Raw genomic sequence first — 21,576 nt, forward strand, 5'->3', positions numbered from 1 at the left:
CCATGCAAAGCTGCGTTGCCTCCGCCCACCGCCTGGTCGTCAAGGTCGGTTCTTCCCTGGTCACCAATGACGGCCGTGGTCTCGACCATGCTGCCTTGTCACGCTGGGCATCCGAACTTGCGGCCTTGTCCAAGGCTGGCAAGCAGGTGGTGCTGGTCAGTTCCGGCGCCATTGCCGAAGGCGTGGCCCGCCTGGGCTGGCCCAAGCGACCGAAGGCGCTGCATGAATTGCAGGCAGCCGCGGCCGTGGGGCAGATGGGGTTGGTGGAGGCCTACGAGCGGTGTTTCCGGGCGCATGGCCTCAAGACCGCGCAGATCCTGCTGACGCACGAGGACCTGGCCGACCGTACCCGCTACCTGAACGCCCGCAGCACCCTGTTGACGCTGCTGGGGCTAGGGGTGATCCCCATCATCAACGAGAACGACACCGTCTCGACCGACGAGATCAAGGTGGGTGACAACGACACGCTGGGCGCGCTGGTCACCAACCTGATCGACGCCGACGCGTTGGTCATCCTGACCGACCAGCGCGGGCTCTATAGCGCCGATCCGCGCAAGGTGCCGGATGCCCGTTTCATCCACGAGTACCAGGCCGGCCAGCCTGAACTGGAGGCGATGGCCGGTGGTGCGGGCAGCAGCGTGGGCACCGGTGGCATGTACACCAAGATCATCGCTGCCAAGCGCGCCGCGCGTAGCGGCGCCAGTACCGTGATTGCCAGCGGCCGCGAGGAGGGCGTGCTGACCCGCCTGGCGCAGGGCGAGGCCATCGGTACCCAGCTGACGGCCGGCACCAGCCGCATGGCGGCCCGCAAGCAGTGGCTGGCCGACCATCTGCAGGTACGCGGCACGTTGCACCTGGATGCCGGGGCGGTACGGGCCGTGGCGGAGCAAGGCACCAGCTTGCTGCCCATTGGCGTGGCGACGGTGGAGGGCGAGTTCCTGCGCGGTGAAATGGTGCGCTGCCTGGGGCCGGACGGCGTGGAGGTGGCGCGCGGGCTGGTGAACTACGACGCGGCTGATGCGCGACGCATCGTGCGCCTGCCGACCGGACAGATCGAGGCGGTGCTGGGTTTTGTGGATGAGCCGGAGCTGATCCATCGCGACAATATGATCCTGCTGTGAGCGAAGGGGCGGCGATGGCGGATGAGATCGAGGCGGTACTGGCGTTCTGGTTTCCGAATCAGGACGAAGCTCAGCGTGCCTGGTTCGTGAAGGACCCGGCATTCGACACCGAGATAGCGCAGCGCTTCGGTCATCTGCTGGCGACGGCGATGGCGGGTGGGCTGCAATCCTGGTGCGAGACGCCCCGGGGCCTCCTGGCCTATGTGCTGCTGCTCGACCAGTTCAGCCGCAATTGCCATCGTGCCGACGCACAGGCTTACGCCGGCGATGCGCTGGCACTGGCTGCCGCCGGGAAGGCTTTGGCGCAGGGCTGGGACCGGCAGCTTGGCCGCTTGCAGCGGGTGTTCCTCTACCTGCCGTTCGAGCACGCCGAAGACGCGGCCATGCAGCTTGTCGCGGTGCGCTGTTTCGAGGCGCTGGCGGCCGAGTTTCCCGACTGCGAGCATTACCTTGATTACGCCTACCGCCATCGTGACGTGATTGCCCGCTTCGGTCGCTTCCCACACCGCAACGCGGTACTGGGGCGGGTATCGACACCGGCGGAACTGGCCTACCTGGCCGAGCCGGGGAGTGGCTTCTAGCTGGTGTTCGGGGCCGCTTGCCCGCTGGCGGCGGGCATCGCAGAATCGCGTTCCTGTTTCGTCCTGAGTATCCCCATGCGTGTTCCCGTGCTGCTGTCCTGCCTGCTGGCCGTCACGACCCTGGCCGATGATGCCGTCAATGATGGCCCCTATGTGTTCAAGCAGGGCGGGGACCGCGAGGTAGCCTGGGTCTGCGACGGTCAGGTCGCGAGGCAGGCCGTGGGCAAGCAAGGCGAGCTGGCGGCCCGTTGCGGGCCGCTACCGGCCTTGCAGCTGGAAGCGGAGCTGGCCATTGCACCGGACGTGCAGCCGCAGCCACCAAAGTGGGCGGCAGTGTCCGACATCCACGGCCAGGCCGGCATTTTTCTGCAGTTGCTGCAGAAGCAGGGCTTGCTGGATGGCAAGGGCAACTGGGCCTGGGGCAAGGGCGTGCTGGTGATTGCCGGCGATATCTTTGACCGTGGCCCGACCGTGACCGAGACCCTGTGGCAGGTCTACCGGCTGCAGCAGCAGGCCAGCGCGGCCGGCGGGGCGGTACACTTCGTGCTCGGCAACCACGAGACGATGGTGCTGCGCGGCGACCTGCGCTACATCCACCCCAAGTACCAGACGGTGGCCAGGCTGCTGGGCCGCAGCTACGACGCGCTGTACGGCGCCGACACCGAGCTGGGCGCGTGGCTGCGCACGCGGGCGACCGTGCTCAAGCTTGGTGATACGGTCTTCCTGCACGGCGGTCTGCACCCGGAGATGGCGGCGCGCGAGATCGACCTGGCCGGGATCAACCGGCAGTTCCGGGCGCGGCTGGGCGCCAGCAAGGAGGAACTGGCCAAGGACCCCGAGGCCAATGCACTGTTCGGTCGTGATGGTCCGGTCTGGTACCGTGGTTATTTCCTGCCGGAGCGGGCCAGGACGACCGATGTGGACCGCCTGCTGGGACGGCTCGGTGCCAAGCGCATCGTGGTTGGCCATACCACCCAGAGCGAGATCCGCTCGCTGTATGCCGGGCGGGTGATCGGCATCGACGCCGGCATCAAGGATGGGGAGAAGGGCGAGTTGCTGCTCTGGGAGCAGGGTGCGCTGTGGCGTGGCCTGATGGATGGCCGGCGCCTGCCCTTGCCGGCTGGCGAGGACGATGGCAGCGCGGCACAGGAGTCGCGTTGACCGGGGTGGGCTGCCAATGGCTTGTTTATTAAGGTAAACTTCCGACCGCGCCGGCTTGCAAGTCGGCGCGTTCTTTTTAGTCCGGTCCGTCCTTTGCGAGGACGACCACCTGGAGATAGACCCATGACTCAGCAAATTGTCGTGGCGGCGCTGTACAAGTTCGTCACCCTGAACGATTACGAAGCCCTGCGCGAACCCCTCACCCAAGCCATGCTGGATAACGGCGTCAAAGGCACGCTGCTGCTGGCCGCAGAAGGCATCAACGGCACGGTATCGGCCACCCGCGAGGGCATAGACGGCCTGTTGGCCTGGCTCAAGCTGGACCCGCGCTTTCATGAGCTCGACCACAAGGAGAGCTACTGCGACGAGCAGCCGTTCTACCGGACCAAGGTCAAGCTCAAGAAGGAGATCGTGACCATGGGGGTGCCGAATGTGGACCCCAACCAGCAGGTCGGTATCTATGTCGAGCCGCAGGATTGGAATGCCCTGATCAACGATCCGGAAGTGCTGCTGATCGATACCCGCAACGACTACGAGGTGGCGATCGGTACCTTCGAAGGGGCGATCGATCCCAAGACCGAGAGTTTCCGCGAGTTTCCTGACTATGTGCGGGCGCACTTCGACCCGGCCAAGCACAAGAAGGTCGCCATGTTCTGCACCGGCGGCATCCGCTGCGAAAAGGCGTCGAGCTTCATGCTGGGCGAAGGTTTTGAGGAGGTGTACCACCTCAAGGGCGGCATCCTGAAGTACCTGGAGACGGTGGCCCAGGCCGAGAGCAAATGGCAGGGCGACTGCTTTGTGTTCGACAACCGGGTGACCGTGCGGCATGACCTCAGCGAGGGTGACTATGACCTTTGCCATGCCTGCCGTGAGCCGGTATCGGTCGCCGACCGGCAATCGCCGCACTACACCCCGGGCATCAGCTGCCCGCATTGCTGGGACAGCCTGAGCGAGAAGACCCGCGCCAGTGCGCGCGAGCGGCAGAAGCAGATCGAGCTGGCCAAGGCGCGCAACCAGCCGCACCCGATGGGTCACAACCCGCGCGATTTTGCTAAAAAGCAGGACATCTAAGTCGCGGGGCGCAGCGGGCAGGCCTGGCCGATACGGGCCTGCAATTCCGCCTTCAGCGCGCCCAGCTCCGCCATTCTTTGCTCTACCACGGCCAGCTTGTCCTGCAGCAGGCGGCCGATGGCGGCGTCCTGATCATCGGCAGCTCGCAGGCCGGCCAGTTGGCTGCTGATTTCGGCCAGCGTGAAGCCGAGCTTCTGGGCGGTCTTGATGTAGAGGACCTGCGGCAGGCTGTCGGCCGGGTAGTCACGGTAGCCATTGCTGCACCGCCTGGCATGCAGCAGGCCTTGTGCTTCGTAGAAGCGCAGGCTGTCGCGGCTGATGCCGCTGGCACTGGCCAGTTCACCGATACGCATTTGCCTGCCTTTCCGTGCCTCGGGTGTTGACCTTGGAGTGTACTCCAGCCTTTAGGCTGAGGGTTCCATGACCAAGCGAGGTGACCACCATGTGGCAAACCCATCAATACCGACGACTGGTACAGGCCAGTGCTGCCTATGATCTGATCGTGACTGCGGCCTTTGTCACGCCTTGGAGCTTCGCCCTGCTGCACACGGCCCTGCAGTGGCTGGCGCTGCAATGGGCGTTGCCGGGTGAATTGCCGGCTTTCAGTGCGGTACCCATGCTGATGGCCAATCTGCTGGGTTCCATCGTCTGTGTCTGGGCGGTATTGCGTCTGCGTGATCCGCAGCCGCAGTTTGGTCGTTACGACGCCGTGGCGCGTGGTCTGTTTGCCCTGTGGCAAGCCTATGCGCTGTGGCAGGGGGCGAGTTTCATCGTGCTGGGTTTTCTGCTGGCGGAAGTCGCCTGGGGGGTGGCTCAGGCCTTGCCTGTCCGCGCCCATGCGCTGGGCGTCCCGGCGGCTGGCTTGACATGATGGGCTACAATTGCGGTTCAGCCTTGCCGCCTTCCGTGTGCGGCATCGCTCGTACACAGGACATTACATGCTTATCCAGACCCAGATCGTCGATCTCGCCACCCCGACCGGGCCGATGCGCACCTATGTGCACCGGCCGGCAGGGGACGGGGCCTATCCCGCCATCCTGTTCTACTCGGAGATCTTCCAGCAGACCGGGCCGATCGAGCGGGCCGCCAAGATCATGGCGGGCCACGGTTATGCGGTGCTGGTACCGGAGGTGTTCCATGAGCTGAATCCGGCGGGCACCGTGCTGGCCTACGACAATGCCGGGCGCGACAAGGGCAATGCCGACAAGGCGCAAAAACCGGTCGAGCACTACGACAGCGATAACCGGGCGATGATCACCTGGTTGCAGGCGCAGCCCTGGTGCAGCGGGCAGATCGGTGCGATGGGCTTTTGCATCGGCGGCCACCTGGCCTTCCGGGCCGCCTTGCAGCCGGAGGTGCGCGGTACGGCGTGCTTCTACGCGACCGACCTGCATACCCGGGTGATCCCCAGCGCGCCAGGCCAGCACAGCATGGAGCGGCTGGCGGATATCCAGGGCGAGCTCTTGATGATCTGGGGCAAGCAGGACCCACATATCCCGGCCGAGGGTCGCGCCGAGGTCTACGCCCAACTGGCGAGGACCGACATCCGCTACACCTGGCATGAACTCAACGGCCAGCATGCCTTCATGCGGGACGAAGGTGAGCGCTATGACCCGGAGCTGGCGCTGATAGGCTACCAGTTGGCCCTGCAACTGTTCCGTCACACGCTGCGCTGAGGCCTGACCATGCAATCCAAACACAGTAACAAGTCACAGCCCCGGACCGAGAGCGAGAAGAGCATCGGCAAATCCGGCCTGCATCCGCACAATCCGCATCGCAGCCGTTATGACTTTCCGGCCTTGATCGCCGTGAGCCCTGAGCTGGCGACCTTCGTGGCCGAGAACGCCTATGGCGACCTGTCCATCGACTTTGCCAATCCTGCAGCGGTCAAGGCGCTCAACCGCGCCTTGCTGAAATTCCACTACCAGGTCGAGTACTGGGACATCCCGGAACAGTACCTCTGCCCACCTATCCCCGGCCGGGCCGACTATTTGCACTATCTGGCGGACCTGCTGGCCGACAGCGCCGGTGGCGAGGTGCCGCAGGGCGATGGCGTGCGGGTGCTGGATATCGGCGTGGGCGCCAATTGCATCTATCCGCTGATCGGGCATCGTACCTTCGGTTGGGATTTTGTCGGCAGCGATATCGACCCGGAAGCGCTGGACAGCGCCCAGGCCATCGTCGACGGCAATGCGGGACTGGCCGACCATATCGCGTTGCGGTTGCAGGCGGCGCCACCGTCCATCCTGCAGGGGGTGCTCAAGCCCGGTGAGTGGTTCGATGCCTGCCTGTGCAACCCGCCTTTTCATGCCTCCCTGGCGGAAGCGACCGCCGGCAGCCAGCGCAAGTGGAAGAACCTGGGCAAGCTTGATGCCGCCGGTGCCAAGCCGGTGCTGAACTTTGGTGGCCATGGCGGCGAGCTGTGGTGCGACGGTGGAGAGGAAAAATTCATCCGCCGGCTGATCAGCGAAAGCTCGCAGGTGCCTGCCAGCTGCTACTGGTTCACCACCCTGGTCTCCAAGGGCAGCAGCCTTGGTGCGCTTTACGAGGTACTGGAGCAGGCCGGTGTGACCCAGCACCTGACCCAGGATATGTCGCAAGGCCAGAAGCAGAGCCGCATTCTGGCCTGGACGTTCTGGGACCAGAAGCAGCGGAATGCGTATCGCTTGATGCGGGGCGGGTGAAAAATAGTGAGCTGCCGTGAAGGCTGTGTGTGCATCTCTTCGTCCGGCAAAGCCGGGCGCTAGACAGCATTTGATGCGGATGCGCGCTTTGCTTTCATATCGTCCACTCCCCCCGAGCTCTGCACGCACAGGTTCTAGGCGCTAAAGCGCCAAGAACTCTGGCAGCCTCGCCGCCGCGAGGGAGCCTCGCTGACGCTCGTTAGTGCATGGAATTAAGTCATCCGAGGCTGAATCAGCGCCCGCGCCCGCTAAGTCAGACGCCAACTTGCCTCGGTTGTTATGCGCGCGCATTTGCTTTTCTATCTCTACCTCACTGACACTCGTCAGCTCAGTTGATCGGCGTCGGGTGACGGTGCTGCGGTGAGTTAACTGGGCTAATATTGCTGCAATGCGGCGAACTTGTTGTCTGGTGTGGTACTCCACCCGGAAGGGGTCTTGTAGCTGTCCTCAAGGATTCGGTGACTTTTGTTCGTAACAAAACTACCGCTAGAGTTTAAATTCCAAAGCATTATCAAAGACTTGGCTTGCCCCGCCGGGTCTGAAAAGCGATAATGCGCGCGCTTTTTACCATACGGCCCTGTGCGCAAGGGGCCGTTTGTTTTCCGCCTACCCCAAGCGAAAGAGACTTTGATGGCTGCCTCCCGTACCGAACTCGCCAATGCTATCCGTGCCTTGTCCATGGATGCCGTGCAACAAGCCAACTCCGGTCACCCCGGTGCGCCCATGGGCATGGCTGAAATCGCGCTGGCGCTGTGGGGCAGCCACCTGAAGCACAACCCGACCAACCCGAAGTGGGCGGACCGCGATCGTTTCGTGCTGTCCAATGGTCACGGTTCGATGCTGATCTACTCCTTGCTGCATCTCACCGGCTACGCGCTGTCGATCGACGATCTGAAGCAGTTCCGCCAGTTGCACAGCAAGACCCCGGGCCACCCTGAGTACGGCTATGCGCCAGGCATCGAGACCACCACCGGTCCGCTGGGCCAGGGCATCACCAACGCAGTGGGCATGGCCATGGCCGAGAAGCTGCTGGCGGCCCAGTTCAACCGTCCCGGCCACGCCGTGGTCGACCACCACACCTACGCCTTCCTCGGCGACGGTTGCCTGATGGAAGGCATCTCGCATGAAGCCTGCTCGCTGGCCGGTACCTGGGGCCTGGGTAAGCTGATCGCCTTCTGGGACGATAACGGTATTTCCATCGACGGCCATGTCGAAGGCTGGTTTACCGATGACACGCCGAAGCGCTTCGAAGCCTACGGCTGGCATGTGATCGCCGGTGTGGACGGCCACGATGTGGACGCGGTGAACGCTGCCATCGTCGCCGCCAAGGCCGAGACCGGCAAGCCGACGTTGATCTGCTGCAAGACCATCATCGGCAAGGGTGCACCGAACAAGCAGGGCACCCATGACGTACACGGTGCCGCCCTGGGCGCCGCCGAAATCACCGCCACCCGCGAACACCTGGGCTGGACCCACGCACCGTTCGAGATTCCGGCCGACGTCTACGCGGGCTGGGATGCCAAGGGCAAGGGTGCTGCTGCTGAGACCGAGTGGAACAGCAAGTTTGCCGCCTACCGTGCGGCCCACCCTGAGTTGGCTGCCGAATTCGAGCGCCGCATGCAGGGCGAGCTGCCCGCAGACTGGGCTGAGTTCAAGGCTGCGGCTATCGCCAAGATCAATGACGCTGCCCAGACCGTGGCGACCCGCAAGGCCAGCCAGATCGCACTGGAAGCCTTCTCGCCCAAGCTGCCGGAATTCCTGGCGGGCTCGGCCGACCTGACCGGCTCCAACCTGACCAACTGGTCGGGCAGCAAGTGGATCGACAATGCCGGTAACGGCAACTACATCAGCTACGGCGTGCGCGAGTTCGGCATGGCCGCCATCATGAACGGCATGACCCTGCACGGTGGCCTGCGCCCCTACGGTGGTACTTTCCTGATGTTCAGCGAGTACGCCCGCAATGCGCTGCGCATGGCTTCGCTGATGAAGATCAACCCGATCTTCGTGTTCACTCACGATTCGATCGGCCTGGGTGAAGACGGCCCGACCCACCAGCCGGTGGAGCAGACCGCCACCCTGCGCTACATCCCGAACATGGACGTGTGGCGTACCTGCGATACCACCGAGACCGCCGTGGCCTGGGCGTTTGCGATAGAGCAGAAGACCCGCCCGAGCAGCCTGGTGCTGAGCCGCCAGAACCTGGCCTTCGTTCCACGTGAAGCCGGCCAGATCGCCGATATCGCCAAGGGTGGCTACGTGCTGCGCGAAGCCGAAGGCGGCGCGGCCCAGGTGATCCTGATGGCGACCGGTTCGGAAGTGGAGCTGGTGCTGAAGGCCCAGGCCCAGCTGGCTACCGAAGGCATCCGTGCCCGCGTGGTGTCCATGCCGTCGACCAATGTGTTCGACCGCCAGGAATCGGCCTACAAGGCGTCGGTACTGACCCGCGGCGTGCCGCGCGTGGCCGTGGAAGCCGGCGTGCCGGACTTCTGGCGCAAGTATGTCGGTCTGGAAGGCGCCGTGATCGGTATGGAGACCTTTGGCGAATCCGCCCCGGCACCGGCCCTGTTCAAGGCGTTCGGTTTCACGTTGGAAAATGTGGTCGCGACCGCGAAAGCCGTGCTGTAAACCGCCCGGTTAGCCCGCTGTATCAGCCTGAAGGCTGATGCGTCGCAAAAACGGCCCCGTGTTGTACGGGGCCGTTCTGTTTCTAAACTACATGGCCAAAGGGCCGAAATGTATGCGGCAATGCAGCAAATCGCTGTGTTTGTAGTCCCCTTTCAGCCCGTGAGATGGTTACAATCGCGCCCTTGTAGTCATCCCGGCCGGCACTACACTTCCGCTGGCCTCGTCATGGAGAATCCCCAGTATGTCCATCCGCATCGCCATCAACGGCTACGGACGCATCGGTCGCAACGTGTTGCGCGCGCTGTACGAACTTAACCGCAACGAAGATTTCAAGATCGTCGCCATCAATGCTTCGGGCGATATCGAGACCAATGCCCACCTGACCCGCTTTGACACGGTGCATGGCCGCTTCAATGCCGAAGTGAAGGCCGATGGTGACTGGCTGCGTATCAATGGCGAGAACATCCGCTTCTTCTCCACCCGCAACCCGGCCGAGCTGCCGTGGGGTGAGCTGGGCATCGACATCGTGCTCGAGTGCACCGGTGCCTTCACCAGCAAGGCCAAGTGCCAGGCCCACCTCGATGCCGGTGCCAAGAAGGTGCTGATCTCCGCCCCGGGCGACAAGGACGTGGATGCGACCATCGTCTACGGCGTGAACCACGGTGTGCTGACCCGCGACATGACTGTCGTGTCGAACGCATCCTGCACCACCAACTGCCTGGCGCCGGTGGCCAAGGTGCTGAACGACCATGTCGGCATCGTCAAGGGCCTGATGACCACCATCCATGCCTACACCAATGACCAGGTGCTGACCGACGTCCGCCACAAGGACCTGCGTCGTGCCCGTTCGGCCACCCAGAGCCTGATCCCGACCAAGACCGGCGCTGCCGCCGCTGTCGGCCTGGTGCTGCCGGAACTGAATGGCAAGCTCGATGGTTTCTCGGTCCGCGTACCGACGATCAACGTCTCGATGGTCGATTTGACGTTCCAGGCTGCACGCAACACCAGCAAGGAAGAGATCAACGCGCTGATGCGCGATGCTTCCGGCGGTGGCGCGCTGAAGGGCGTGCTGGGTTACAACGACCTGCCGCTGGTGTCGATCGACTTCAACCACACCAACGAGGCGTCGATCTTCGACTCCACGCTGACCAAGGTCAGCAATGGCGACCTGGTGAAGATCTGCGCCTGGTACGACAACGAGTGGGGTTTCTCGGTGCAGATGCTCAATACGGCTCGCGCCATGATGAACGCGAACTAAGCGCGTCAGCCACTGCTGCAACAACTTCGGGGCGCGTAGGCGCCCCGAATGCACTACAGGCGCCGGCGCTGCTACATTGGGACATCCAAGCTCACTTCTTCCGAGAATTGCCATGAACTTCAAGAAACTCACCGACCTCGACCTCGCCGGCAAGAAAGTCCTGATCCGCGTAGACATGAACGTACCGGTCAAGGATGGCAAGATCGGCGACGACACCCGTATCCGTGCCTCCCTGCCCACGATCCAGCATGCTTTGCTGGCCGGTGCCGGCGTGATCCTGATGACGCATCTGGGCCGCCCGACGGAGGGCAGCATTGCCGAGGAAGACAAGTTGGCACCGGTTGCCCGGCGTCTCGGCGAGTTGCTGGGCCGTGAAGTACCGGTCGTGACCGACTGGGCGGGCTACTCGGTGAAGCCGGGCGAGCTGGTGCTGCTGGAGAACATCCGCACCAACGTCGGTGAGAAGAAGAACAGCGACAGCCTGGGCCAGCAGTACGCCAGCCTGTGCGACGTGTTCGTGAACGATGCCTTTGGTACTGCCCACCGCGCCGAGGCATCGACCCACGCCGTGGCCAAGTTCGCACCGGTCGCCTGCGCCGGCATCCTGCTGGCCGCCGAGCTCGATGCACTGGGCAAGGCCCTGGCGCAGCCTGCCCGTCCGCTGCTGGCCATCGTGGCCGGTTCCAAGGTATCGACCAAGCTGACCATCCTCGAGGCGCTGGCCGACAAGGTCGACCTACTGATCGTCGGTGGCGGCATCGCCAACACCTTCCTGCTGGCCGAGGGCAAGGAGATCGGCAAGTCGCTGGCCGAGCCTGACCTCGTCGACCAGGCTCGCGCCGTGATCGCCAAGATCCGCGCCCGCGGCGGCGATGTGCCGCTGCCGACCGATGTGGTGGTGGGCAGCAAGTTCGATCCCAACGAACCTGCCGTCGCCAAGCCGCTTTCAGCCGTCACGGCCGAGGACATGATCTTCGACATCGGTACCGATTCCGCCGCCGCGCTCTCGGCCCTGGTGGCCAAGGCCGGTACCATCGTCTGGAACGGCCCGGTTGGCGTGTTCGAGTTCGACCAGTTCGGCAACGGCACCAAGACCCTGGCACTCGCCATCGCCGCCAGCCCCGCCTTCTCCATCGCCGGCGGTGGCGACACCCTGGCCGCGGTTGCCAAGTACGGCATTACCGAACAAATCAGCTATATCTCTACTGGTGGCGGTGCCTTCCTCGAGTTCCTCGAAGGCAAGACCCTACCCGCGGTCGAAATCCTGGGCCAACGCGCCTGAGCGGGCTCGTTCGGTAGCAGAAAAGGCCGCTCCCAGGAGCGGCCTTTTTTGTTGGCAGTACTTTTGCTTCACGTGAATCAACCAGTGCGGCCAGGCCGGTAAAACCTGGCCTCTGTCGAAGGGATGCGTCGGCGATGAGCGCCGGCCAGTCCCTGCGCCCCACGAGTGTGCGGAGTACAAGGGCGGAGCGCCAATGCGATTCAGTGTCACGAACGAGCGCCAGCGAGGCTCCCTCGCCTGAGGCGAGGGCGGGGGGAGTGGTTGAGATGAAAGCAAAGCGCTGCTTCCGATCGCGCTGAAAATGAACACCCGGCTTTGCCGGGTGATGATCTAAACGTTGTATTCAACCTGCTGGTCTTCTGTGAAATGTAGTTGGGATTACAGAACTACAAAGCTGTTAAAATCGCGCCATCCTTAAAATGCTTTTCAAGCTATCTATCGTTCTGGAGTGAACCATGTCCCTCGTTTCGATGCGCCAGCTGCTCGATCATGCTGCCGAACACAGCTACGGCCTGCCGGCTTTCAACGTGAACAACCTGGAACAGGTATTGGCCATCATGCAGGCCGCCGATGAATGCAACAGCCCGGTGATCATGCAGGGCTCGGCCGGGGCGCGTAAGTACGCCGGCGAGGCCTTCCTGCGCCACCTGATCCTGGCCGCGACCGAGGCCTATCCGCATATTCCCGTGGTCATGCACCAGGACCACGGTGCCAGCCCGGCAGTCTGTATCCAGGCCATGCGCTCGGGTTTTTCCAGCGTGATGATGGATGGCTCGTTGATGGAAGATGCCAAGACCCCCTCGAGCTATGAGTACAACACCGACGTGACCCGCAAGGTCGTCGAGATGGCCCACGCCATCGGCGTGAGCGTCGAGGGCGAGCTGGGTTGCCTGGGCAGCCTCGAGAGCGGCATGGGCGAGAAGGAAGATGGCCACGGTGCCGAGGGCGTGCTGAGCCACGACCAACTGCTGACCGATCCGGACGAGGCGGCAGACTTCGTGAAGCGTACCCAGGTCGACGCGCTGGCGATTGCCATCGGTACCAGCCACGGCGCCTACAAGTTCACCCGCAAGCCCACCGGCGACATCCTGGCGATCGAACGCATCAAGCAGATCCACGCCCGCATCCCGAACACGCATCTGGTGATGCACGGTTCGAGCTCGGTGCCGCAGGAGTGGCTGCAGATCATCCGCGAGTTCGGCGGCGAGATGAAGGAAACCTACGGCGTGCCGGTCGAGGAGATCGTTACCGGCATCAAGTACGGCGTCCGCAAGATCAATATCGATACCGATATCCGTCTGGCCATGACCGGTGCCACCCGTCGCTTCCTGGCGACCCAGAAGAGCGAGTTTGATCCGCGTAAATTCCTCAAGGAAGCGACCAGCGCGGCCAAGGATATCTGCAAGGCGCGCTTCGAAGCCTTCGGCTGTGCCGGCCAGGCGGACAAGATCAAGCCCGTCTCGCTGGAAAAGATGAGCGATCTGTATAAAAAAGGTCAGCTTGCCGCTGTAGTGAACTAGACTTATGACACCTTGATTTCGAAAAGGCGAAACTGAACTTTTGGGGAGCAGGCCCATCTGATCAGGGAACGCCGACTCGGTTTGCCGCCGCCCGAGAATGCGGCACTTTCGAAAGACTTGCCCCGCCTAGTGCGGGGCTTTTCTTTTGGTGTCGCCGGTTTTCAGCTCATGGCTAAAGGCTATTTGGCGCGGCGCGCGAGACAGGGCAGCATGCGGGTATTGCCCCTTACCTTGCTGCCTGCCATGACCTTCCAGTCCAAGTTCCCCGATCTGGGCCTGACCATATTCAGCCGCATGAGCGCCCTGGCGCTGGAGACCGGTGCGATCAACCTGTCGCAGGGGTTCCCGGACTTCGCCTGCGATGCCGATCTGCTCGCCGGCGTGAACCAGGCCATGCAGGCCGGTCACAACCAGTACGCGCCGATGCCGGGCTTGCCGGCGCTGCGACAGGCGATCGCCGCCAAGTTCGCCACGGCCTACGGGCTGACGGTGGATGCCGACCGTGAGGTGACGGTCACCGCCGGCGCGACCCAGGCGCTGTATACCGCCATTGCGGCAGTGCTGCGGGCCGGTGACGAGGCGATCATCCTGGAGCCGGCCTACGACAGCTATGCGCCGGCCATCGTGGCGCAGGGCGCTCGGCCGGTGCGTATCAGCCTGACGGCGCCGGATTTTGCCGTCGATTGGGCACAGGTCGAGGCGGCGGTGACGCCGGCGACCCGGCTGATCATCGTCAACAACCCCAACAATCCCGCTACCAGTGTGTTCAGCACGGCAGATCTGGATGCCCTGGCGGCGATTACGGAGCGGCATGACCTGCTGGTGTTGAGCGACGAGGTCTACGAGCACCTGGTGTTCGATGGCCGGCGGCACGCCAGCGTGCTGTCCCACCCGCTGCTGCGGCCGCGCAGCTTTGCGGTGTACTCCTTTGGCAAGACTTTCCACGCGACCGGCTGGAAGGTCGGCTACTGCGTGGCGGCACCGGCGCTCAGTGCCGAGTTCCGCAAGCTGCACCAGTACCTGGTGTTCTCGGTCTCCACGCCCATGCAGCACGCGCTGGCGGCACACTTGCAGGATGCCAGCCACTGGCAGGGCTTGGCGGGCTTCTACCAGCAGAAACGGGACCATCTGGCCCAGGGCCTGGCGGCGGCAGGGTTCAAGCTGCTGCCGAGCGCCGCGACCTATTTCCAGTTGGTGGATTATTCGGCCATCCGGCCTGAGCTGGGCGAGCTGGCGTTTGCGGAATGGCTGACGCGCGAGCATGGCGTAGCCAGCATCCCCGTATCGGCCTTCTATGCCGATGGCCGCGAGCAGCGGCTGGTGCGGTTCTGCTTTGCCAAGAAGGTGGAGACGCTGGATGCGGCGATCGCGCGCCTCCGGCCGTTGGCGGGCTGAGCCGGCGAGCGTTCCGCACTGACAGGGAAGGAAATCCGGGCTGCCTGCGGGCGGCCCGGATGTCGTTCAGCCGTAGTGGTTGTAGAGCACGATGCCCCAGATGATGGTCATATTGAGCAGGCTGGCCAGCTGCGCCGCACTGCCCAGGTCCTTGGCACGCTTGGCCAGCAGGTGATGGTCGAGCGAGGTATGGTCGACCGCGGCCTCGATGGCCGAATTGAGCAGCTCCACCACCACGCTGAGGAAGTGGGCGAAGGCGATCAGCGCCCGGCCCCAGGATGGCAGTGGCAGCCAGAGTGCCAGGGCAATGCCGCCGATGGCCAGCAGGCAGACCTGGCGGAAGGCTGATTCATGCTGCCAGGCGGCGCGGAATCCATCGATGGAGTAGCCGGTGGCGTTGATCAGCCGGCGCAGGCCGGTTTTGCCCTTGAACGGGCTCTCTTCTGCTTGGCTCATTGCACTTTCTCAGTCTTGGGGCAGTTGTTCGGGCAGGTTGGGGTAGACATCGCGATAGGCGGCGTAGTTGGCGCCGATCATGACCGGGCCGAGCACAAGCAGGCCCAGGCCGGCGGGGATCAGGGCGACGATAAGGAGCGCGATTGTAATCAAGCTGTAGATCAAAAGGGCGGGCCAGTTGGCGAACGCGGCGCGCAGGGAGTCCTGCAGGGCCGGCAGCGGTTCCTCACCGCCCAGCGCGACCAGGGCGGGGGCGAAGGCCAGCGCCATCCAGACCAGGGAGTACAGCAGCAGGGCCAGGAGGACGACGATCAGCACGCCCAGCGCCATGCCGCCCATGCCAGTGGCCCAGCCGGCGGCTTCGCTGACCTGGCCGGCCAACAGGCCGCTCAGCAAGGAGCCGGCGCCGAAGATCCAGAGCAGGACGACCACCACGACGCTGACGGCGATCTGCGCGACCAGCAGGGCGACGCCAACCAGCAACAAGGGCACGAAGGGTTTCTTCTGGAAGCCGGCGAACAGGTGGCCGATCTCGAGTTCCTCGCCGCGCTTGAGTTCGGCGCAACCTATCATCAGGCCGCCCAGTATCACCGGGGTGAACAGCGGCAGGATGAGCTGACCTACGCCGATGGCGCTGCCCAGCATGACGGCCAGGCCCCAGATCAGGGACAGGGCGATCCAGATGCCGGGGTTGCGCTTGAACAGCTCGAACCCTTCCACCAGCCAGTCCCAGCCACGGGCGGCGTTGACGATACGGTAAGCCGGCAAGGTTTGCTCCATGGGTCTTCCTCCAGGCGTGTTGCCATGATCGTTGGTCAATGTGACAACACATATTAAGGTGCCAGCGCGATGAAGGGGAGCGGCATCGTTCATCCCGGCGCCGATTGCAGGCCGGATCACGGTGAACGGCGGCGAGCCGGCCCTTTTCAAGCGGGGCATGGCAGGCAGACAATGGCCGGACAAGCGCGACGACAACGCGCAGGGGATGACACGGCCATGCGCTACCGGACTTTTCACGACTTCTATCCGTATTACCTGCAGGAGCACCAGAACCGTACCTGCCGCCGGTTGCATTTTGTCGGCAGCAGCCTGGTGTTGCTGGTGCTGTTTGTGGTGCTGGCGACGGGGCGCTACGCCGGCTTCTGGCTCCTGCCGCTACTGGGCTACGGCTTTGCCTGGGTCGGGCATTTCTTCTTCGAGAAGAACCGGCCGGCGACCTTCCGCTATCCGTTCTACAGCCTGGCGGGGGATTGGGTGATGTACTGGCAGATGCTGAGCGGCAAGATACGTTTCTGAGGCGTGCGGCAGGCAGGGAACATGCCGTGGCGTGTTCCCTGCCTGCCGGGTGCGGCTTACTTGCGTGTCTTGACCGCGCTGCCGTTGGTGGCGGGCGCCTTGGCGGGTTTGCGGGCGACGACCGCCGACTTGGGTTTGGCCACCGTGATGGCGGCAACCGGTTTCGCGGCCGTGGTCTTGGCTGCGGCTGGCTTGGCCGTCCTGGCCTTGCTGCCTGCGGCGGCGGGCTTGGCGGGTGCCTTGCTGGCGCTGGTTGTGGGCTTGGCGGCCGGTGTTTTGGTCGCAGGTTTGCTTGCCGTCTTGCTGCTGACCGTACTGGCGGGCGCAGGCGTGACCTTGCTGGCAGCGGTCTGGGCCGGTTTGGCCTTGGTGGCAGCAGGCTTGGCGACGGGTTTCGCAGCGGCTTTGCCGGCCGCCGGCGTCTTCACGGCCTTTGACTCGGTGGCCGGTTTGCTGCTGGCTGCCTTGGCCGGGGCCGACGGCACGATCTTGACGCTGCTCACCGGGCTGTGTGGAATCGGCGGGGTGGCGGCGACCAGTTCGGCCTGCGGCTGGTTCAATCCGAAGATGCCACGGACCTGTTCATAGCGCTGCATGATCTGCTCGCCGGCCTGCAGGGGACCGGCGGCGCTGAACAGCTTGAGTACCGCATCCATCAGGCGCTGCTGGTCGGCGCGGGCCGGCACCAGTTGTGGCAGGCCGGCCAGGGCGCGTTCTTCATCCAGCATCAGCACGACCGACTGGCGTTGTACGGTTTCGCGGAACTCGGCCAGGCTGCTGGACTGGATCTGACCGGCTTCGACCATCTGCCGCAGCAATTTGAAGGCACGCTCGTCGACGGCGTGGTCCTCGGCGATATAGGCCATGACCCGGACAAAGCCGTCCAGCGCGGTGCCGCGATCGAAGTTGTGCAGGGCCTCGCGGATATTCAGGCGTTCCAGCTGCTCGCGCAGCGAGATGGCCGGGCCCTTGGCGCGGCTGTCGCGGTCATCCGGCTCTACGCCGAGTACCGAGGCCAGCCAGGGCGAACCGTAGATGGACTTGAACAGCTGTTCGCTCAACTGGTCGCGCAGGTCGCGGTAGCTGTCGAGCTGGGTCTCGATCAGCTTGGACATCTGCTTTTCGAGCTGCACAAAGGGATTGTCGGCGGCGACGGGCTTGCGCTCGGCGCGGGTCTTCTCGGCCAGCGAGGGCAGCTGCCACAGGAAGGGGTTGAGGTCGGAGATGGTATAGCGCTCGACACGCGAGGGATGCAGCAGGCGGCTGGCCATGGCCGTCATTTCATTGCTGCTGGCCTTCACCGCGGGCGAGAGGAACTTGTCGTAGGCCTTCTGGTTGATCTCGGCCACGCGGCGCACGACCTTGAAGGCGTGCTCGTCTTCGCGGCCGTCGTCGAGCGCCAGGATGTCCGACACCTGGCGTGGTTCGAAGCGGATCAGGTAGCGGTCGCCGAGCAGCTCCAGGTTGGGCATGTCGGGTCGGGTGTCCTCGATCTTCGCTTCATAGAGACCGGGTGGCAGCATGTCGATCAGGTCGATGGCGCTGACCAGTTGGGCGTGCTCGCGGTTGGCCACGCCGGCGGAGACGAAGATGCCGAGGTGGCCGATACGGTCGTGCAGGCAGTAGACGATGACCTGGCCGTGGGCACGGATGTCCTCGACGTCGGCGTACAGGTCGGGAATCCAGTTCAGGGCCTGCTGCGGCGGGGTGATGTTGTCGCCCCAGGAGGCGAACACGATGATGGGCGAGCGGATATTGCGCAGGTCGACACGATGCTCGCCATCTGCGCTGACGATATCGCCGGCGGTCAGGCGGTTGCCGACGAACAGGTTCTGCACGATCCAGTCGATCTCTTCGCGATTGAGCAGGAAGTGACCGCCCCACCAGCGCTCGAAGGTCAGGAAGCGCTCGGCTTCGGTATCGACCCGGGCGTACAGGTTGTAGGGCTTGCCCCAGTAGGTGTTGGCGGGGTCCAGCTGTTCGAAGTTGTGGACCAGCCAGGCGCCGTCGAAGTGGCCGTCGCCAACGTCGCCGAGGAAGGATGCGGGCCAGGTGCCGCCTCCCAGGCCGCCGTTGTAGCGCATCGGGTGCTTGCCTTCGACGCCGGACCAGTAGGCGACCGGCGAGCCGGCCAGCAGCAATGGGCCGACCATCTTGGGGGCGACCGCGGCCAGTATCATCAGTGCCCAGCCACCCTGGCAGTTGCCGATCACCAGCGGCAGGCCGTCGCTCTCGGGATGCAGCTCCTGTACCCGGCGCAGGAATTCCACCTCGGCGCGGGCGACACATTCGATGGTCTGGCCCTCCACCGGCTCGGGGAAGAACATCACGAAGTAGCAGGGATGGCCGCCACGCAGGGCGAGGCCGATCTCGCTATCGATCTTGGAGCCGCCGATGCCGGGACCGTGGCCGGCGCGCGGGTCGATGACCACGATGGGGCGTTTGTGCGGGTTGGTGGCGCCGCAGCCTTCCGGCGGGACGATGCGTACCAGCGCGTAGTTGGCCGCGCGTTCCAGTTCCCGGCCGTCCATGACCATCTCGTAGTCGAACACCAGCACGGGCGGCTTGCCGGCGCGCGAATGCTCGAGATAGAGATTGCCGCGTTGCCGCAGGACATCCATCGTCAATACGCTGCGCTGCCAGGCGTCGCGCCAGTAGTCGGTGGCGGCGGCCAGGGTCTGGCGGAACACGGGGCTGAGGGGCAGGTTGAGGCTGGTGGTCATGATTGGGACTCCCGGAAAACTGCGGCCGGGTTGGCGCTCTACCCGGCGATACCACGTTGAAACCGACCGCTTTTGTGCGGTGCAACATGTAGAAGGTAGGAAGGATTGACGGTTACGTCAAGCCATCCCCGCCCACCGGCAGAGGCCCAAAAACGCGCAAGCCCCGGCAGGGCGGGGCTTGGCGGGCAGATGTAAAAATTCTGGCCTTAGGTCAAATACTCAAGAAAACGCTAATGCATGTTCTGAAGACGTTGGTGCAGGGCTGCCTCAGATTACGGCGGCGAGGCGCGATCCCTGATTGATGGCACGCTTGGCATCGAGCTCGGCCGCCACGTCGGCACCACCGATCAAGTGCACCGTCTTGCCGGCCTGTTGCAGGCCATCGACCAGTTCGCGCAGCGGTTCCTGGCCGGCGCAGATGATGACGTTGTCGACCGGCAGGATCTCGGCCTTGTCCTTGATACGAACATGGAGGCCGGCGTCGTCGATCTTGTCGTACTGGACCGAGGACAGCATTTCGACGCGCTTCATCTTCAGGCTCTGGCGATGGATCCAGCCCGTGGTCTTGCCCAGGCCGTCGCCCACCTTGCTGGCCTTGCGCTGCAGCAGCCAGACCTGGCGTGGCGAACCGTGCGGCTGGGCGCCCTGTGGGGCCAGGCCGCCTTTCTGGGTCAGCGTCTTGTCGATGCCCCATTCCTTGAGGAAGCCATCCACGTCGAGACTGGTCGGCACGCCTTCGGTGGTGAGGTATTCGGCGGTATCGAAGCCGATACCACCGGCACCGATAATGGCGACCTTTTCGCCCACCGGCTTCTTGTGGCGTAGTACGTCAAGGTAGTTGAGCACCTTGGGGTGGTCGATGCCGGGGATGTCCAGCTTGCGCGGGGCAATGCCGGTCGCCAGCACGACTTCGTCGAACTCGGTCAGCTCGGCCGCGGCGGCGCGGTGGTTGAGCCTGATCTTGACGCCGGTCTGGTCGAGGCGGCGCTTGAAATAGCGCAGCGTCTCGTGGAACTCCTCCTTGCCGGGCACCTGCTTGGCGACGTTGAACTGGCCGCCGATCTCGCCACTGGACTCGAACAGGGTCACGTCATGGCCACGCTCGGCGGCGACCGAGGCAAAGGCCATGCCGGCGGGACCGGCGCCGACGACGGCCAGGCGCTTCCTGGCGGTGGTCGGGGTGTAGTTCAGTTCGGTTTCGTGGCAGGCGCGCGGGTTTACCAGGCAGGTGGTCATCTTGGCCTGGAAGATATGGTCCAGGCAGGCCTGGTTGCAGCCGATACAGGTGTTGATATCGAGCGCACGGTCTTCCTCGGCCTTCTTGACCCAGTCGCTGTCGGCGAGGAAGGGGCGGGCCATGGAGATCATGTCGGCATCGCCACGGGCCAGGACTTCCTCGGCCACGTCCGGCATGTTGATGCGGTTGGTGGTGATCAGCGGAATGCCGACGTGACCCTTGAGCTTCTTGGTCACCCAGGTGAAGCCGGCGCGCGGCACCATGGTGGCGATGGTGGGGATGCGTGCCTCGTGCCAACCGATACCGGTATTGATGATGGTGGCGCCGGCGGCTTCCACTGCTTTGGCAAGCTGGATGGTTTCTTCCAGTACCGAGCCGTTGTCGACCAGGTCCAGCATGGACAGGCGGTAGATGATGATGAAGTCGGTACCGACGCGCTCGCGCACCGCCTTGACGGTCTCCAGCGGGAAGCGGATGCGGTTCTCGAAGCTGCCGCCCCAGCGATCGGTGCGCTTGTTGGTCTTCTCGGCGATGAACTGGTTGATCAGGTAGCCCTCGCTGCCCATCACCTCGACGCCATCGTAGCCGGCTTCCTTGGCCAGCGCGGCGCAGCGGGCGAACTCATCGATGGTCTGCAGGATCTGCTCGTCGGTGAGCTCCAGCGGCTCATAGAAGGCGATCGGCGAGGTGATCGGGGACGGGGCGACCGGCTTGGGCTGGAAGCTGTAGCGGCCGGTATGCAGCACCTGCAGACAGATCTTGCCGCCGGCTTCGTGCACGGCGTCGGTCACGATCTTGTGGTGGGCGACTTCATCGGCGTTGTGCAGCATGGCGCCACCTTCATAGACCCGGCCGGCCTCGTTCGGGGCGACGCCGCCGGTCACGATCAGGCCGACGCCACCGCGCGCACGCTCGGCATAGAAGGCCGCCATGCGTTCGAAGCCGTTCGGTGATTCTTCCAGGCCGGTGTGCATGGAGCCCATCAGCACCCGGTTCTTCAGCGTGGTGAAGCCGAGGTCCAGTGGTTCGAGCAGATTGGGATAGCGCGGGTGAGCCATGATGTTCTCCAGACGGTGTGGTGCCATTGTAGGTGCTGGGCATACGCCTGTATCGGCGCTGATCGGGCCAGCCAAGTGTTTGATAGCAAAGATACTTACTAATCAGTA

At 64.0% G+C, this 21,576-nt stretch carries 18 protein-coding genes; 13 read left to right on the plus strand and 5 right to left on the minus strand.

What is annotated here, in order from left to right; translation table 11 throughout:
- Positions 1-2: 2 nt before the first annotated feature.
- The 4 genes from proB (at position 3) to trhO (ending at position 3,934) form a co-directional block, all read left to right on the plus strand.
- The gene (gene proB, locus ACYVHK_RS18215; RefSeq protein WP_460535002.1) at positions 3-1,121 is read left to right on the plus strand and encodes a glutamate 5-kinase; all 1,119 of its coding nucleotides are present in this window, start codon (positions 3-5) and stop codon (positions 1,119-1,121) included.
- Positions 1,118-1,702 (plus strand): DUF924 family protein, encoded by a 585-nt coding sequence (locus tag ACYVHK_RS18220; RefSeq protein WP_460535004.1) that lies wholly within the window; start codon positions 1,118-1,120, stop codon positions 1,700-1,702. The genes proB and ACYVHK_RS18220 overlap by 4 nt, the downstream gene beginning before the upstream one ends.
- A gap of 75 nt (positions 1,703-1,777) precedes the next feature.
- Complete coding sequence (locus tag ACYVHK_RS18225; protein ID WP_460535007.1) at positions 1,778-2,863, plus strand: metallophosphoesterase; 1,086 nt, start codon at positions 1,778-1,780, stop codon at positions 2,861-2,863.
- A gap of 123 nt (positions 2,864-2,986) precedes the next feature.
- On the plus strand, positions 2,987-3,934 hold the full coding sequence (gene trhO, locus ACYVHK_RS18230) for a rhodanese-related sulfurtransferase (RefSeq protein WP_460535009.1): 948 nt from the start codon (positions 2,987-2,989) through the stop codon (positions 3,932-3,934).
- Here the strand turns inward: trhO and ACYVHK_RS18235 are convergent.
- Positions 3,931-4,287, minus strand: a complete 357-nt coding sequence (locus ACYVHK_RS18235; RefSeq protein ID WP_460535012.1) for a MerR family transcriptional regulator — start codon at positions 4,285-4,287, stop codon at positions 3,931-3,933. The two genes, trhO and ACYVHK_RS18235, sit on opposite strands and share 4 nt — an antisense overlap.
- A gap of 89 nt (positions 4,288-4,376) precedes the next feature.
- On the opposite strand from ACYVHK_RS18235, the gene ACYVHK_RS18240 reads away from it, so the two are divergent.
- The 8 genes from ACYVHK_RS18240 to ACYVHK_RS18275 all read left to right on the plus strand — a co-directional run bounded on the left by ACYVHK_RS18240 (position 4,377) and on the right by ACYVHK_RS18275 (position 14,698).
- Positions 4,377-4,805, plus strand: coding sequence for a hypothetical protein (locus tag ACYVHK_RS18240; RefSeq protein ID WP_460535015.1), 429 nt, complete (start codon positions 4,377-4,379; stop codon positions 4,803-4,805).
- A gap of 67 nt (positions 4,806-4,872) precedes the next feature.
- Positions 4,873-5,610 carry a dienelactone hydrolase family protein gene (locus ACYVHK_RS18245; protein WP_460535017.1) on the plus strand — a complete coding sequence of 246 codons (738 nt, stop codon included), beginning with the start codon at positions 4,873-4,875 and terminating at the stop codon, positions 5,608-5,610.
- Positions 5,611-5,619: 9 nt separating this feature from the next.
- Complete coding sequence (gene rlmF, locus ACYVHK_RS18250) at positions 5,620-6,618, plus strand: 23S rRNA (adenine(1618)-N(6))-methyltransferase (RefSeq protein WP_460535019.1); 999 nt, start codon at positions 5,620-5,622, stop codon at positions 6,616-6,618.
- Positions 6,619-7,248: 630 nt separating this feature from the next.
- Positions 7,249-9,243, plus strand: coding sequence for a transketolase family protein (tkt, locus tag ACYVHK_RS18255; protein ID WP_460535022.1), 1,995 nt, complete (start codon positions 7,249-7,251; stop codon positions 9,241-9,243).
- Positions 9,244-9,484: 241 nt separating this feature from the next.
- Positions 9,485-10,501 (plus strand): type I glyceraldehyde-3-phosphate dehydrogenase, encoded by a 1,017-nt coding sequence (gene gap / locus ACYVHK_RS18260; RefSeq protein WP_460535024.1) that lies wholly within the window; start codon positions 9,485-9,487, stop codon positions 10,499-10,501.
- 112 nt (positions 10,502-10,613) lie between these two features.
- Positions 10,614-11,783: a phosphoglycerate kinase gene (locus ACYVHK_RS18265; protein ID WP_460535026.1), complete on the plus strand. Its 1,170-nt coding sequence runs from the start codon at positions 10,614-10,616 to the stop codon at positions 11,781-11,783.
- Positions 11,784-12,238: 455 nt separating this feature from the next.
- The gene (fba, locus tag ACYVHK_RS18270) at positions 12,239-13,303 is read left to right on the plus strand and encodes a class II fructose-bisphosphate aldolase (RefSeq protein ID WP_460535028.1); all 1,065 of its coding nucleotides are present in this window, start codon (positions 12,239-12,241) and stop codon (positions 13,301-13,303) included.
- Between the two features lie 168 nt (positions 13,304-13,471).
- Entirely contained in the window at positions 13,472-14,698 is a 1,227-nt protein-coding gene (locus ACYVHK_RS18275; protein WP_460535031.1) for a methionine aminotransferase, read from the plus strand.
- Positions 14,699-14,764: 66 nt separating this feature from the next.
- Here the strand turns inward: ACYVHK_RS18275 and ACYVHK_RS18280 are convergent, their stop codons facing one another.
- Together ACYVHK_RS18280 and ACYVHK_RS18285 are read right to left on the minus strand one after the other, a co-directional pair.
- Positions 14,765-15,154, minus strand: coding sequence for a diacylglycerol kinase (locus ACYVHK_RS18280; protein WP_460535033.1), 390 nt, complete (start codon positions 15,152-15,154; stop codon positions 14,765-14,767).
- Positions 15,155-15,163: 9 nt separating this feature from the next.
- Complete coding sequence (locus ACYVHK_RS18285; RefSeq protein ID WP_460535035.1) at positions 15,164-15,934, minus strand: BPSS1780 family membrane protein; 771 nt, start codon at positions 15,932-15,934, stop codon at positions 15,164-15,166.
- Positions 15,935-16,150: 216 nt separating this feature from the next.
- Between ACYVHK_RS18285 and ACYVHK_RS18290 the strand changes: the two genes are divergently transcribed.
- The gene (locus ACYVHK_RS18290; protein WP_460535037.1) at positions 16,151-16,450 is read left to right on the plus strand and encodes an Mpo1-like protein; all 300 of its coding nucleotides are present in this window, start codon (positions 16,151-16,153) and stop codon (positions 16,448-16,450) included.
- A gap of 56 nt (positions 16,451-16,506) precedes the next feature.
- On the opposite strand, the gene ACYVHK_RS18295 is transcribed toward ACYVHK_RS18290, so the two are convergent.
- Both ACYVHK_RS18295 and ACYVHK_RS18300 read right to left on the minus strand, forming a co-directional pair.
- A complete protein-coding gene (locus ACYVHK_RS18295; protein ID WP_460535040.1) occupies positions 16,507-19,173 on the minus strand; it encodes a DUF3141 domain-containing protein in 2,667 nt (888 codons plus the stop codon).
- 267 nt (positions 19,174-19,440) lie between these two features.
- Positions 19,441-21,468, minus strand: a complete 2,028-nt coding sequence (locus tag ACYVHK_RS18300) for an oxidoreductase (RefSeq protein ID WP_460535042.1) — start codon at positions 21,466-21,468, stop codon at positions 19,441-19,443.
- Positions 21,469-21,576 lie beyond the last annotated feature (108 nt).

The organism is Chitinimonas naiadis (genome assembly GCF_054780835.1).